Genomic DNA, 15,052 nt, shown 5'->3' with positions numbered 1-15,052 from the left:
ACAATAAGAGAATCGATCATGCCTGATAAAAAGCCCGGCCTCCGCTCCGCCCAGTGGTTCGGTACCGCCGACAAGAACGGCTTCATGTACCGCAGCTGGATGAAGAACCAGGGCATTGCCGACCATCAGTTCCATGGCAAGCCGATCATCGGCATCTGCAACACCTGGTCGGAGCTGACCCCGTGCAATGCGCATTTCCGCCAGATCGCCGAGCACGTCAAACGCGGCGTGATCGAGGCCGGTGGCTTCCCGGTGGAGTTCCCGGTGTTCTCCAATGGCGAGTCGAACCTGCGTCCCACCGCCATGCTCACCCGCAACCTGGCGAGCATGGACGTGGAAGAGGCGATTCGCGGCAACCCGATTGACGGCGTGGTGTTGCTCACCGGTTGTGACAAGACCACCCCGGCCCTGCTGATGGGCGCCGCCAGTTGCGACGTTCCGGCCATCGTGGTCACCGGCGGGCCGATGCTCAACGGCAAGCACAAAGGCCAGGACATTGGCTCGGGCACCGTGGTGTGGCAGCTCAGCGAACAAGTGAAAGCCGGCACCATCACCCTGGATGATTTCCTTGCAGCCGAAGGCGGCATGTCGCGCTCGGCGGGCACCTGCAACACCATGGGCACCGCGTCGACCATGGCCTGCATGGCCGAGGCACTCGGCACTTCCCTGCCCCATAACGCGGCGATTCCGGCGGTGGATGCGCGGCGTTATGTGCTGGCGCATATGTCGGGCATGCGTGCCGTGGAGATGGTGCGCGAAGACTTGAAGCTGTCGAAGATCCTCACCAAAGAGGCGTTTGAAAACGCGATCCGTGTGAACGCGGCCATCGGCGGCTCGACCAATGCGGTGATCCACCTCAAGGCCATCGCCGGGCGCATCGGCGTCGAACTCGACCTGGACGACTGGACCCGCATGGGCCGTGGCATGCCGACCATCGTCGACCTGCAACCTTCGGGGCGCTTCCTGATGGAAGAGTTCTACTACGCCGGCGGCCTGCCCGCCGTGCTGCGCCGCCTGGGTGAAGCCAACCTGATCCCGCACCCGAACGCCCTGACCGTCAACGGCAAGTCCCTGGGCGAAAACACCAAGGACTCGCCGATCTACGGCCAGGACGAGGTGATCCGCACACTCGACAACCCGATCCGCGCCGACGGCGGCATCTGCGTGCTGCGCGGCAACCTGGCGCCGCTGGGCGCGGTGCTCAAGCCCTCCGCCGCCAGCCCGGAACTGATGCAGCACCGTGGCCGTGCAGTGGTGTTCGAAAACTTCGACATGTACAAGGCGCGCATCAATGACCCGGAGCTGGACGTGGACGCCAACTCGATCCTGGTCATGAAAAACTGCGGCCCCAAGGGCTACCCGGGCATGGCCGAGGTCGGCAACATGGGCCTGCCGGCCAAGCTGCTGGCCCAGGGCGTGACCGATATGGTGCGAATCTCCGATGCACGCATGAGCGGCACGGCGTACGGCACAGTGGTGTTGCACGTGGCGCCGGAAGCCGCTGCCGGCGGACCATTGGCCACGGTCAAGGAAGGCGACTGGATCGAACTGGACTGCGCCAACGGCCGCCTGCACCTGGACATCCCCGACGCAGAGCTGGCGGCACGTATGGCAGACTTGGCGCCTCCGCAGAACCTCATCGTCGGCGGCTACCGCCAGCTGTACATCGACCATGTGCTGCAGGCCGACCAGGGCTGCGACTTTGACTTTCTGGTGGGTTGCCGTGGGGCGCAAGTCCCACGGCATTCCCACTAATTGGGATGCTATGATGCCGCGTCTTTAAGTCAGAGCCTCCCCGTCGTTATGGATCACCAGCCGCCAAAGCCGCGCAAGAGCCAGCATGCCCAGATCGTTCAGGACTTGGGCATGCACATCGTTTCCGGCCGCTTCAAGCCGGAAGAACGCCTGCCCATGGAGGCCACGCTCTGCGAGGAGTACCAGGTCAGCCGCTCGGTGTTGCGTGAAGCCACGCGGGTGCTCGGTGCCAAGGGCCTGGTGTACTCCAAACCACGGGTGGGCGCGGTGGTGCGGCCTCGCGTGAAGTGGCACCTGCTCGACCCGGACGTGTTGTCCTGGTTGATGCAGTCCACGCCCCACAGCGAGTTCTTCAACACCCTGGCCGGTGTGCGGCGCATCCTCGAACCGGAGATCGCCGCCATGGCCGCGACCACCGCCACCGACGAAGACATTGCCACCATCGAAAAAGCCTACCTGGGCATGGAAACCGCACAGACCCACGAACAACTGCTGCAGGCCGACCTGGACTTCCACCGCGCCATCGCCGATGCCACCCGCAACGACCTGCTCGCCTACATGTGCAACATGCTGTCGCTGCCGTTGCGCGAGTCGATCAACATCACCAACCGCCGCCCGGACATCCAGGGCCTGAGCCTGCCCCGGCACAAGGCGATCCTCACCGCGATCCAGAACCGCGACGCCCTCGGCGCCCGGCATGCATCGCTGGTGCAGCTGGATGACACGCGGGTGGCGTTGGATACGGTGATGAACGTGCTTACGCCGCTCTGACTTCAAGGGGTACACAGAACCAAATGTGGGAGGGGGCTTGCCCTCTCCCACATTGAAACTGTGCTAGGCATTAGAGGGTGTAGACGATGCCCACCTGCACCGTGCGTGGCGCGCCTGGGTAGGCGTAGAAGTTGCCGAACGCGCCTTCCTCGAAATCACGGTTGAACAGGTTCTTCACATCCAGGTTCAGGCGGACTTTGTCGTTGACCTTGTAGTAGCCCAGCAGGTCGACCACGGTGTAGGCGTCCATCGAGAAGGCGGTGTTGGAGGTCTGGCCAACCCGTTCATCGACGTATTTGGCGCCCGCGCCTAGCCCGAGCCCCTTGAGGCGACCGTCCTGGAACTCGTAGACATTGAGCAGGCTGAAGCTGTTGCGCGGGATGTTGGCCAGGGGTGAGCCGACGCGGATGGTGTTGTCTTTGGTGACTTCGGCGTCGACGTAGGCGTAGCCGCCGATCACGCGCCATTCAGGGGTGAGGTTGCCGGCCACGTTGAGGTCAAAGCCGCGGCTGCGCACCTGGCCGGCGGCGACACTGAAGGTCGAGTCCAGGGGGTCGGTGGTGAGCACGTTTTTCTTCTCGATCTGGTAAACCGCAGCATCGACGCTCAGTTGACGATCCAGCGCTTCCCATTTGATGCCCATTTCGTAGGACTTGCCCTTCTCCGGCTCAAACCCACCCCCCTGGCGGCTGGCACCTGTATTCGGCTTGAACGAGCGAGCGGCATCGGCGTACACCGCGACGGTGTCGGTGAGGTCGTAGGTCACGCCTACGCGCGGGGTGACCGCGTTATCGCTGGCCTCCCAGCTTTTACCGCCTGGCACATAGGTGTGGTAGTCGTGCTCGAAGCGCTCGAAGCGTGCGCCGGCGAGTAATTTCAGGCGCTCGGTCAGGGCCACTTGGTCCTGGACGAAGGCGGCGTAAGTCTTGAGGTTTTCCTTGTCGTGGGTCGGCGTGCGCGTGAGCGTCGGGCGTGGTTGGCCGTAGACCGGGTTGAAGATGTCGATGGGATAGGCACCCACCGCCCCGCTGGAGCGCTGGATGATCGACTTGTAGTCGTAGTCTTCGAACTCGACGCCGGTGAGCAGGGTGTGGTCAAAACCGCCGGCGGAGAAATGCCCGGTGAGGTTGAGTTGGGTGTCCTTGTCGGTCCACTCCAGCTTGCGGTAGTTGAAGTTGCGACCCAGGGTGCGACCGTCAGCGGCCAGACCGTTGGCTTCGATGGCGTTGCCTTGCAGGGTGCCGTCGAGCCATTGAAAACCACCGCCCAGGGTCCAGTTGTCATTGAGCAGATGCTCGAAACGCAACTGGGCCATGCTGTTGTCGTTGTGCAGCTTGCCGACGTCTTTGTCGCCCCAGAAGGTATCGCGGGACGCCGTGCCTTTCTGAGTGGCAAAGCGTGTCAGCCCGCGGTCCAGCGGGTGGTTGTTGCGCATGAAGTCGCCTTCGAAGATCACCTTGGTGTCGTCGCTGGCCTGCCAGGTGAGCACCGGGGTGACGCCGTAGCGCTCGGTCTCCACATGGTCGCGGAAGGTGTCGCCGCCCTCGCCCACCACGTTCAGGCGATAGGCCAGGCGACCCTCCTCGTCCAACGGGCCGGAGGCATCCAGGGTGCCGCGCTTCATGCCCTGGTCATTCAATTGGCTGCCGAGGGTGACCGTGCGTTCGGCCAACGGTTGCTTGGTCACCACGTTGAAGGTGCCGCCGGGATCGCCACGGCCATAGAGCATGGTCGCCGGGCCGCGCAGCACTTCCAGGCGTTCGATGGTGTTGGCGTCCGGCATGTTCGGGTAGCCACGGTTGATCGGGAAACCGTTGCGGTAGAACTCGCCAGTGGTAAAGCCGCGCACGGTGAAGGTGGTGAGGCCCTGCCCGCCGAAGTTGTTGGCGCGACCGACACCGCCAGCGTAGTCCAGGGCGTCTTGCAGGCGCGTGGCGCCGATGTCTTCGACCACCGCCTTGGACACCACGCTGATGGACTGCGGGGTTTCATGGATCGAGGTATCGGTGCGCGTCGCACTGGCTGAACGTGTGGCGTGGTAGCCCTGCACCGGCCCTTGGGCGGTCTCGTAATCCGCCTCGCCGGTGACATTGGTCGCTTGCAACTCAAGGCTGGCTTTCTCGGTAGAAGCAACCTCTGCCCAGGTGAACGGGGAAAACGCCTGAAGCACGCAGAGGGAAATCAGGGTACGACGCATGGGTGTGGAACCTAGTGAATGAGCCAGATGGGACGGCAGACCTGCCAAGAATTCGCGAGGGATGGTATATCAAGTCATTCGCGGTTGACATCTATTCTCATTCGCTATTTTTCGCGCATCGACTGTGTATCAGCGCTGACGCAGGCAAAAAAAAAGCCACTCAATCGAGTGGCTCATCGTTGACGCGTGACCTCAGCGATAACGTTCCAACCAATGCGCGTAGGGCGCTGGCAAGGTCCACGAGGACTTCTCGACACCCAGTTCCTTGGCCGCGAAGTACGCCCAATGCGGGTCGGCCAAATGCGCACGCCCTACCGACACCAGGTCCAGGTGCCCGGCCTGCAACGCGCCTTCGGCCAGTTGCGGGGTGCCGAAGCCCCAGGCCGAAGTCACCGGGATACCGGCTTCGCGACGCACGCGCTCGGCAATCGGCCCCAGGAACGCAGGCCCCCACGGGATGTGGGTGTCGGGGATGGTGAAACCGACGCTGACGCTCAGCAGGTCCAGGCCACCGGCCTTGAAACGGCGGGCCAGTTCGATGGACTCGGTGAGGGTTTGCTCGTCGCGACCGTCGTACTCGATCACACCGAAACGTGCGGTGAGCGGCAGGTTTTCCGGCCAGACTTCGCGCACGGCAGCCAGGGTTTCCAGGAGGAAACGACTGCGGTTGTCGAAGCTGCCGCCGTAGGCGTCGGTGCGCTGGTTGGAGTGCTCGGAGAAGAAGCTCTGGCCCAGGTAGCCGTGGGCGAAGTGCAGCTCGATCCATTCAAAACCGGCGTCGCGGGCACGGCGGGCGGCGTCGACGAAGTCCTGGCGCACCCGGGCGATGTCGTCCAGGGTCATGGCGCGAGGCACCTGTGGCAGGTTGGCACCGAAGGCGATGGCCGAGGGTGCGATGGTTTCCCAACGGCGGGCGTCGGAGGCGGCGATATGGTCGTCCCCTTCCCACGGGCGGTTGGCGCTGGCCTTGCGGCCGGCGTGGCCGATCTGGATGCCCGGCACGGAACCGGCGGCCTTGATCGCCTGGACCATCGGCACGAACGCCTCGGCATGCGCATCACTCCAAAGCCCCGCGCAGCCTGGGGTGATCCGACCTTCCGGCGCGACGGCAGTGGCTTCGACCACCACCAGGCCAGCACCGCCACGGGCCATGCTGGCCAGGTGCACGAGGTGCCAGTCGTTGACGATGCCGTCATCGGCCATGTATTGGCACATCGGCGGGATAGCGATGCGATTACGCAGGGTGACATCTTTTAGTTGGAACGGTTCGAACAATGCGGCCATGGGGCAACTCCAGTGAGCAGATGGTTGATTCGATAGTTCGATGGTAATCGAACTATGGTATTCAACGATAGCCCCCTGTTATGATTCGTTTCATGCGAGCCTTCAAACACCCTCCCCCGCAAGACCTCACCCTTGAGCGCGTGCTATACGCCCTGAGTGATCCGGTGCGCCTGGAAATCGTGCGCTGCCTGGCCGGCGTGCCCGAGGCTACCTGCGGCGAATTGGACGGTGGGCGACCGAAGTCGAGCATGTCCCATCACTTTCGGGTGTTGCGCGACGCCGGGCTGGTGCAGACCCGAAGCGTGGGGACCACGCACATGAATGCATTGCGCTCGGACGACCTGGAAAACCGCTTCCCCGGCTTGCTCGCGAGCATTCTGGCCCAGCACTGAGGCCCGTCTGTCCGTTTCATCTGGAAGCGGTCACTGGCTCGCCATCCAGATACACACAGTCCTTGCCATTGTGCTTGGCGGCATACAGGTTGCGGTCGGCGCACTTGAGTACCACTGACATATCGGCACCCACCGAGAAATGCGTCATACCCGCGCTGCACGTGTAGTGATGGGGCGGCGGGACACTGCCACGGATCGCTTGCAGCAGCCGCACGGCAAAATCAGTGGCCGCCCCAGGGTCATCTCCCACCAGCAACACGCCGAACTCCTCTCCCCCTATCCTGCCGAAGCTGTCGCTGCCCGGCATGGCTTTCAGGCAGTGCGCCATCGCACAGAGAATCTTGTCACCGACATCATGGCCAAACTGGTCGTTTTTCAACTTGAAGCTATCAATATCCAGCATCATGAAATAGCCGCACTGCCCCTCGGCGATCACCTTGGCGAAACGTTCGATAAACGCCCTGCGGTTCAGGATGGAGGTCAAGTAATCCGTTTCTGCCAGTTCCCGGAACTCACTCTCGACCAGCAACACAGAGCGCAGGTTCTTCACGTAGGAATAATTCAGGATAAAGCCGATCGACACCGACGCCAGGCAGAACATCACTAGGTAAACCTCAACCCCGGCGTAGATCGACATATGAACCGCTGGCCACAGCATCGACCAGATCAATGCAGCGCCTATCAAGAAATCCTGGACTGCGATAAAGAGCAAGGCACTGCTCAGCACCAGAATCACCGCCAGCGGTAGAGCAAATACCTGCAACGCCTGATCGGTCTGCATCACCAACGCAAAGCCGCCGGCCAACACCGCCATATAGACCACACCGAACGCCCGCCAGGCCAGGAAATTGGTCAACCGCCGGTGAAATCGACACAACGCTGTCAAACACACGGTAATGAGCACGGTGTACCACCCGAACTCCAGCACCGGATCCACCAAGAGCACCCACCACCAGACAATCAGGCCTATCCATTCCGCCTGGGCAACAGCGGGCGACAATAACCTCTGCATCCTTGGCCTGAGCTTTAAGTCAGCCGGCATCTCAACACTCCCTGCGCATAAGTTGCCTATATTTTGCTGGCTTGGCCCAATTCGATACTAAGCAGGGTGATTGCAAATGAATACGCCATGAAACGGCGCACCAACTTTACAAAGGGCGGCAATACTTCCAACTGCGTCTTGGAATGCACTTTAAAGCAACCTTTTTCAACACCCTCCTGAACCAGACGAATCACATGGGTCTTGGACACTGAGGTTTGCGTCGCCAGTGAAAGATAAGAAGACGTCCTGAAACTTGCGCCCTGACAGTCCAAGGAACAGGCATCGTTATAAATCGCCAACATCAGCATATGTCCGGCATCGCGGTTAACCAGCCAGTCACATTCAGGCAGCAATACATCGATGGTCAGCTTATTTGAAAGAAGGGTGGCAAAACCTTTGAAATAAAGTGCCAGGAAGGCTCGGTCGTCCAACTCACTCATCCGCTGGACCTGCGCTTCACTGGGGCACATTGGTCCCAGCGGCTGCACCACGGAATTGAGCATCGACCTGACTTCATGGCAGGCTTGGGCCGATGGGCTGAACACTCGGAAACGGCTGTCGTCAGGGTGGCCGGCGACCTTCATGAACCCCAGTGCCCGGAACAGCAGGAAGATCGACTCCAGGCTGTTCCTGGAACAGAAGCCGCGAGCCACGCAGAACGCTTTCACGTCGGACAACAATGGCGCGGGCTTGGAGAAATATTCACTCAGCAGCGTGAAAGACACCATCAAACGGTTGAACTTCAGCGCTGTCTTGTAGAAAAACGGTCGTTTTGAATAGGGACCCAGCAGAATGGCGTAGTGCGCGCGAATACTGCATTCAAATTCCCCGTGACGTTCCAACACCTGCGCGGAATGATCCAACGTCCACTTCAACGAACTGACGCACATGAGAAAGAGCCCTGATCAACCTACTGGAATTCACTGATCGATGGCGCAGCACTTCTGCAACCAGGTCTCACAACAACTCACGTCGTAAACACCACCAGTGATGGCGTTTTGCCTCGAGCGCAATGTATCGCGATTAACCCGACAGACATCATCGCTACCAAAATTGTTCCAAAACGTATTGGCGTCTCTAAAACAACCCACTCATACACGCCCATGACAGCTGCGGTGCTTCGCTGCTTTTAAATATATCCAAGCGTTGTGATGAAACTGTTCAATCGACCTGTTCGCCGGTGCCATTGAATCCTGGCGGCACTGGAAGAATTGCGACGACTCTCACGGGAGCCGGTGAGCGCTACTTAAACGATTCAGGCCCTGGGGCGAACCTTTCACCGCGACCCGCGTCCGAGCTAAGGCACCGTTGCCTGCCACTCACCGCGAGGTCTCCGTTTGAAAGCCGCCATCCTCAAAAAGTACCGCCTGATCATCAAAACCATGGGCTACGTTGGCTGGGCGCTGTTCTGGCTGCTGCTGTGGGACGTCGCCGTCACCGTGGACTTCATGCTGTTTCTCACCTACAAGATCAATCTGCCGCTGATGCCCCTGACCCTGCTGGGTTCTGCGCTGGTGGTGCTGATCAGTTTCCGTAACAGCAGCGCCTACAACCGCTGGTGGGAAGCCCGCACACTGTGGGGCGCGATGGTCAACAACTCGCGCAGTTTTGCCCGTCAGGTGCTGACCCTGCTGGACGACCCCGACGACGAAGTGAACCCGGTCAAGGCCACCCTGCTGCGTCGTCATGTGGCCTATGTGAATTGCCTGGCCGCGCACCTCAAGGGCCAGCCGTGCCCCGAAGAAGTCCGCGCGTTTATCCCTGGTGACGAGTTTGCGCGCAACGGCGCCACCAACAACTTTGCCAACGATATCCTTACCGGCTCGGCGGCGTTATTGGCCCGGGAGTACAAGGTCGGTCACCTCGACAGCATCCGTCTGGCGCGGCTGGAGTCGACCCTGGTGGACCTGTCCAACGCCCAGGGCGGCATGGAGCGGATCGCCAACACCCCGCTGCCCTACCCTTACGTGTACTTCCCGCGGCTGTTTATCTCGCTGTTCTGCTTGATCGTGCCGGTGGGCCTGGTGGAGTCCCTGGGTTGGTTCACCCCGCTGGCCTCGACGGTGGTGGGGTTCATGCTGCTGGCCATCGAGCGCATCGGCACCGACCTGCAAAGCCCGTTCAACTCCAGCGAACACCAGATCCAGATGGACACCATCTGCGAAACCATCGAAAAAAACCTGCAGTCGATGCAGCGTGATGCGCTGGGTGGCGAGCGCATCGGTTAAACCCTCCCTCAGCCCTCAAGTGCGTGCCCGCGCAGTCGATATACAGAGGGTACGCATGGGCCACACCCCTTAAAACAACACATGCGACGCTCGACGCTACTGTTTTCTCCTTGCCAAAATTATAAATACCCGCGGGTGAAGTCATGAATATCAAGCAAAAGCTGACCTGGGCGTTTGCCGCCATCGCGTGCGTCCCGGTTATTTTGGTCGCTGTATTGGTTGTACTGAATCTGCGCGAGGGGGCCCAGGCCAATTTCCTCGACAGCAGCGGCCGCGAGATCCGCCAGATCGACAATGGCATGAAGCAGTTCTTTGACGGCATCAGCCAGAACGTCGAGTATGTGGCCAAGGACCCGCGCGTTGTCGCGGCCAAGGACCTCAAGAGCTACGCCGGCGCCGATGCCGCGCAAATCCCCCTCACCCCCACCAACACAGCGCTGCTGGAGATTTTCGACCAGTTCGCCAAGAGCCATCCGAGCACCGCCTACCTATCCCTGGGCCTCGCCGACGGCGGCTACGCCAGTTGGCCCGACGACACCAAGCTGAACAACTATGACCCGCGCGTACGCCCCTGGTACCAGGCCGCCATCGCCGCGCCGGGTAAAACCGTGCGCACCGGGGCCTACTATTGGGCGCCGGACGACGTGACGCTGATCGGCACCGTGCACACCGTCACCGACGCCGCCGGCAAGATCCTCGGCGTGGTCGGCCTGGACGTGTCGCTCAAGCAGCTCACCGAGTTGGTGCGCAACATCAAGCTCGGCGACAGCGGCTACCTGATGCTGGTGGAAGGCAACGGCAACGTGCTGGTCGACCCCAGCGACGCCAAGCACAATTTCAAGCCCCTGGCCGATCTGGGCCCCAACTACGCCGAGCTGGCCAAGCGCGGCGACGGCGTGAGCCAGATCGATATTGATGGCGTGGCGTACATGGCCAACATGGTCAGCTCCAAAGACCTGGGCTGGCGCTTTATCGGCCTGATCAAGCGCGACGAAGTAATGGCCGGCGCGACCCGTCTTACCTGGTTGATCGCGGCGATTGCCGCCGCGCTGGCCGTGGTCTTCGCGATTGTCGGCGCCAGTTTCGCCAGCGTGATCGTACGTCCGATTCGCGGCGTGGCCGACGGCCTGCAAGAGATCGCCGAAGGTGAAGGCGACCTGACCCGCCAGCTCAAGGTGCAAGGCAAGGACGAAACCGCCAGCCTGGCCGGCTGGTTCAACCAGTTCCTGAGCATGATCGCCCAGTTGGTGCAGCGCATCGGCAACGCCTCGTCCGACCTGCAAACCGCCGCCGCCGACACCAGCGAAGTCGCGCACAACATGAACCAGGCCGCCGGTCGCCAGCGTGAAGCGGTGGAACTGGTCAGCACAGCGTTCAACGAAATGGTGGCCACCGCCAACGAAGTCGCGCGCTCCTGCAGTGCCGCCGCCACCAGTGCCGACGAAGGCTACCGCGATGTGCACGACGGCCAGCAGCACATCGGCGAAGCCACCGGCAGCGTGCTTCAACTCAGCGAAGACCTGCAACGCTCGACCCAGACCATGCAGCAGTTGGAGCAGGACAGCAAAAACATCAACACCATCCTCGATACCATCCGCTCGATTGCCGAACAGACCAACCTGCTGGCGCTCAACGCGGCCATCGAGGCCGCCCGTGCCGGTGACCAGGGCCGTGGCTTTGCGGTGGTCGCCGACGAAGTCCGCGCCCTCGCCCGTCGCACCGCCGACTCCACCGGCGAGATCGACAGCCTGCTCGGCAACCTCGCCCGTCGCACCCAGGAAGTGACGCAGCAGATGCAAGGCAGCCTGCTGGTGTCCCACACCAGCGTGGAGCGCATCCAGCAGGCCCGCGACAGCTTCGACAAGATCCGTGGCTCGGTGGACTCGATCCGCGACCAGAACACCCAGATCGCCACCGCCGCCGAAGAACAGCACCAGGTGGCCGAAGAGATCAACCGGCACATCGCGCAGATCCATGCCGATGCGCAACTGGTCGAGGGGTTTGCCCATTCGGCGCAGACCGGGTCAGGTCGGCTTACGGATATTTCCGGGCAGCTCAAAGGGTTGGTGGGACGCTTCAAGTTCTGATCCATCCTCCGCAGGGGCCGGCTTGCCGGCTCCACAGGATCGGTCACCCCACCTGAAGCTCCGTGGAGCGCCCGGTGGCCTTGAAGAACACCAACACGACAATCCCCAGCGCAAGCCAGCACGTGCCGCCGACCTTGGCATAGATATCAGAATTGACCAGCACATAGCTGATGATCACAAAGCCGATCAATGGCACCAGCCCATGCACCAACCGACGACCGGCGCCGCGGTAGTGCCAGGCCACGGCGACATGAAGCAGCAGGAACGCACTCAGCGCACCAAAGTTGCACATCGACGCCAGCAGGTTGATCTGTCCCACGAAGAACAAGCCCAGCACCAGGCTCAAGCCCGCGACCAATAGGGTGGCGCGCTGCGGCACGCCGGTGACCGGGTGCACCTGGCTGAGAAACTGCGGCAGTTGGCGATCGCGGGCCATGGCAAACAGCAGGCGCGAGGTGGCGGCCTGGGCCACCAGGGAATTGGCGATGGCGGCGCCGATGGCCACGGCCAGGGCGATCACCACTTGCAACCACGGGCCTGCCACCAGGCGGCCGATCTCGTAGAACGCGTTGTTCGACGCATCGGCATCCGGGTACTGCACCAGGTTGGGCTGCAACAGCGCGGCCAACCAGGTTTGCACCATGAACAATGCCGCTACCAGGGCCAGTGCCCACAAGGTCGCACGCCCCACCGCCCGGCTACCGCCACGGGTCTCCTCCGACAGCGTGGAAATCGCATCGAAGCCCAGGAACGACAGGACCGCCACCGACAATGCGCTGAAGATCAGCGGCAGGGAAAACTCAGCCGGGTTGTACAGTGGCTTCAGGGTCCAACTGGCACCATTCACGCCGTTGCTGATCGCGATACTGGCCAGCACCACAAACACCACCAGCACCACCAGTTGCCCATAAAGGAACAAGCGATTGGCGCGCGCAGTGGTCTGGATACCGCGCAGGTTCACCAGAGTGTTCAGTACCACGAAAAACACGATCCACAATGGCTGAGGCACCGAGGGGATCACATTGGCCATGGCATTGGCACCGATCACATACAGCAACGTCGGCACCAGCAGGTAATCGAGCAGGATCGCCCAGCCCGCAAGAAACCCCAGCTGGCTGTTCAACCCACGCCCCACATAGGCATACACCGAACCGGCGACCGGAAACGCATGGGACATCTGCTGGTAGCTGATCGCAGTGAACAGCATGGCGACGAAGCCGATCAGGTACGTCAGCGGCACCATGCCGTGGCTGGCGTCGAACACCCCGCCAAAGATGGAGAATGGCGCCAGCGGCACCATGAACACCATGCCGTAGATCAGCAGGTCGCCCAGGCTCAGCTGGCGCTTGAGTTGTTGGGTATATCCGAAACGCGCAAGCTCCGCGCTGTCACCGGGGGTGGAAGGATCGATCATGATGACGCTCCGCAAGGGTTGGACAGAAGCTTCACTCTAGGGCGTTACAGGCCGGCAGCTGTATCCTGAAAAATACTAGGTTTTGGCCTTGGCAGATTGTTTGCTTGGAAAACCGCGCAACCCAACGCCCGGAGGCGCCATGCACACCGACCTGATGCGATTCAGCGAGCAACTCGCCCACACCACGACGCTGGACGCGTGCCTGGCCGAGGTTCAGGCCGCCACCGACCAACTGGGTTTCAAGACGCTGATCTACGATTACGCCCCCGTGCCGGTGAGCCACGAGGGGGCGCTGATCACACCGTCGGTGTTCAAGACCCTGAATGCCCCGACCGACATGCACACGTTGTGGTGTGAGCGCGGCTATTACCAGATCGACCCGGTGCAGCAATGCGCAGCCCGCCGGACTACGCCATTTGTCTGGTCATTCAGCGCGGACACGCACTGGAACGGCGCCCTCACCGACGCCCATCGCCCGGTGGCTCACTATATTCGCGACTATGGCTTGAGCACCGGACTGACCGTGCCGCTGCACTTGCCCGATGGCGGCTTTGCCACACTGACCGCCATTGTCGACGGCACGCCCGACGGCGCCGAACGACAAGCCCAGCACAACCTGGGCGAGATGCTGGTACTGGCCCATGCCTTCCAGTCCAGAGCCAGCGAGTTGCTGGCGCCGGCCGAACGCTGCTGCACCCACATCCACCTCACCCGCCGCGAACGCGAGTGCCTGCAACATTCGGCCAAGGGGCTTACGGCCAAGGGCATCGCCGCCACCCTCAACCGGTCCCAGGCCACGGTCAACCTGCACCTGGTGGGTGCGGCGCGCAAACTGGGCGCGCGCAACCGCGTGGAAGCGGTGGTCCGTGGCCTGCATTACCGGCTGGTGGAGATCTGAGAACCTATAACTTTTGCCAGTGCCCCTGACGGCACGCTTTGACTAGCCTGTACCTCATTGATCCCCAGGAGGTACACAGCATGCAGGTTCGCGAAGGTTATGCCGAGTTCCGTGGGCACCGGACATGGTTCCGGGTCACGGGCGATCCGGACTCGGGGCGCCTGCCCCTGATCGTTGCCCACGGCGGCCCCGGTTGCACCCACGACTACGTCGACAGTTTCAAGGACCTGGCCGCCACCGGTCGGGCGGTGGTGCACTACGACCAGATCGGCAATGGCCGCTCGACCCATCTGCCGGATGCGCCCCGCGAATACTGGGTGGTGGACCTGTTTCTCGCCGAACTGAACAACCTGATCGCTCACCTGGGTATCCGTGATTACGCGCTGCTCGGCCAATCCTGGGGCGGCATTCTGGGGGCCGAGCATGCGGTACGCCAGCCGGTCGGCCTCAAGGCACTGATCATCGCCAACTCACCGGCGTCCATGGCGCTGTGGTCCGAGGCCGCGAATGAGCTACGCCAGGCACTCCCTGCGGATGTGCAGGCGACGCTGCAACGCCACGAAGCAGCAGGCACCACCTCCAGCGCCGAGTACCGCGCAGCATCGGACGTGTTCTATGCGCGCCATGTATGCCGCATCCAGCCGATGCCCGCCGAAGTGGCGCGCACCTTCGCTGCCATCGATGCGGACCCCACGGTCTACCACGCCATGAACGGCCCCACCGAATTCCACGTGATCGGCAGCATGCGCGATTGGACGATCATTGATCGCTTGCCTCGCATCCAGGTGCCGACGCTGTTGATTTCCGGTCGCTACGATGAAGCCACCCCCGCAACGGTGCAGCCATTCGCCGACGGAATCGCCAACGTGCAGTGGCAGATATTCGAGGCGTCCAGTCATATGCCCCACGTGGAAGAACGAGAAGCGTGCATGGCCTGTGTGGCGGCATTTCTGGAACAGCAACCGAGCTAGCATGCCGGGTCAA

General features: G+C 61.9%; 11 protein-coding genes and 2 pseudogenes. 8 read left to right on the top strand and 5 right to left on the bottom strand.

Annotation, left to right across the window (positions count from 1 at the left end):
* The first annotated feature begins 18 nt into the window (after positions 1 to 18).
* Positions 19 to 1,755, top strand: coding sequence for an IlvD/Edd family dehydratase (locus BMX59_RS27415; RefSeq protein ID WP_093128018.1), 1,737 nt, complete (start codon positions 19 to 21; stop codon positions 1,753 to 1,755).
* A gap of 48 nt (positions 1,756 to 1,803) precedes the next feature.
* Entirely contained in the window at positions 1,804 to 2,526 is a 723-nt protein-coding gene (locus BMX59_RS27410; RefSeq protein ID WP_093128015.1) for a FadR/GntR family transcriptional regulator, read from the top strand.
* Positions 2,527 to 2,596: 70 nt separating this feature from the next.
* On the opposite strand, the gene BMX59_RS27405 is transcribed toward BMX59_RS27410, so the two are convergent.
* Both BMX59_RS27405 and BMX59_RS27400 read right to left on the bottom strand, forming a co-directional pair.
* Positions 2,597 to 4,723: a TonB-dependent siderophore receptor gene (locus tag BMX59_RS27405; RefSeq protein WP_093128012.1), complete on the bottom strand. Its 2,127-nt coding sequence runs from the start codon at positions 4,721 to 4,723 to the stop codon at positions 2,597 to 2,599.
* A gap of 192 nt (positions 4,724 to 4,915) precedes the next feature.
* Entirely contained in the window at positions 4,916 to 6,007 is a 1,092-nt protein-coding gene (locus tag BMX59_RS27400; RefSeq protein WP_093128009.1) for an NADH:flavin oxidoreductase/NADH oxidase, read from the bottom strand.
* A 92-nt stretch (positions 6,008 to 6,099) separates the two neighbouring features.
* Here BMX59_RS27400 and BMX59_RS27395 point away from each other — a divergent pair, with 92 nt between their 5' ends.
* Positions 6,100 to 6,399, top strand: a complete 300-nt coding sequence (locus BMX59_RS27395) for an ArsR/SmtB family transcription factor (protein WP_256573006.1) — start codon at positions 6,100 to 6,102, stop codon at positions 6,397 to 6,399.
* A gap of 16 nt (positions 6,400 to 6,415) precedes the next feature.
* Here BMX59_RS27395 and BMX59_RS27390 read toward each other — a convergent pair whose 3' ends face one another.
* Positions 6,416 to 7,441, bottom strand: coding sequence for a GGDEF domain-containing protein (locus BMX59_RS27390; RefSeq protein ID WP_093128003.1), 1,026 nt, complete (start codon positions 7,439 to 7,441; stop codon positions 6,416 to 6,418).
* Positions 7,442 to 7,467: 26 nt separating this feature from the next.
* Entirely contained in the window at positions 7,468 to 8,316 is an 849-nt protein-coding gene (locus BMX59_RS27385) for a hypothetical protein (protein WP_256573005.1), read from the bottom strand.
* 462 nt (positions 8,317 to 8,778) lie between these two features.
* Between BMX59_RS27385 and BMX59_RS27380 the strand changes: the two genes are divergently transcribed.
* From BMX59_RS27380 to BMX59_RS31240, 3 genes and pseudogenes are all read left to right on the top strand, one after another.
* Positions 8,779 to 9,669 carry a bestrophin family protein gene (locus BMX59_RS27380; protein ID WP_092246044.1) on the top strand — a complete coding sequence of 297 codons (891 nt, stop codon included), beginning with the start codon at positions 8,779 to 8,781 and terminating at the stop codon, positions 9,667 to 9,669.
* A 143-nt stretch (positions 9,670 to 9,812) separates the two neighbouring features.
* Positions 9,813 to 10,892: pseudogene (locus tag BMX59_RS31245) on the top strand (cache domain-containing protein); the annotation flags it as partial.
* A gap of 321 nt (positions 10,893 to 11,213) precedes the next feature.
* Positions 11,214 to 11,756: pseudogene (locus BMX59_RS31240) on the top strand (methyl-accepting chemotaxis protein); the annotation flags it as partial.
* Between the two features lie 43 nt (positions 11,757 to 11,799).
* Here the strand turns inward: BMX59_RS31240 and BMX59_RS27370 are convergent.
* The gene (locus tag BMX59_RS27370; RefSeq protein ID WP_093127995.1) at positions 11,800 to 13,170 is read right to left on the bottom strand and encodes an APC family permease; all 1,371 of its coding nucleotides are present in this window, start codon (positions 13,168 to 13,170) and stop codon (positions 11,800 to 11,802) included.
* 139 nt (positions 13,171 to 13,309) lie between these two features.
* On the opposite strand from BMX59_RS27370, the gene BMX59_RS27365 reads away from it, so the two are divergent.
* Together BMX59_RS27365 and BMX59_RS27360 are read left to right on the top strand one after the other, a co-directional pair.
* Positions 13,310 to 14,068: a helix-turn-helix transcriptional regulator gene (locus tag BMX59_RS27365; protein ID WP_071491469.1), complete on the top strand. Its 759-nt coding sequence runs from the start codon at positions 13,310 to 13,312 to the stop codon at positions 14,066 to 14,068.
* An 80-nt stretch (positions 14,069 to 14,148) separates the two neighbouring features.
* Positions 14,149 to 15,039 (top strand): proline iminopeptidase-family hydrolase, encoded by an 891-nt coding sequence (locus BMX59_RS27360; RefSeq protein WP_093127992.1) that lies wholly within the window; start codon positions 14,149 to 14,151, stop codon positions 15,037 to 15,039.
* Positions 15,040 to 15,052 lie beyond the last annotated feature (13 nt).

It is taken from the genome of Pseudomonas sp. NFR09 (genome assembly GCF_900111535.1).
In the GTDB taxonomy this organism is placed as follows: domain Bacteria; phylum Pseudomonadota; class Gammaproteobacteria; order Pseudomonadales; family Pseudomonadaceae; genus Aquipseudomonas; species Aquipseudomonas extremorientalis.
This window is presented reverse-complemented; position numbering and strand designations above follow the sequence as displayed.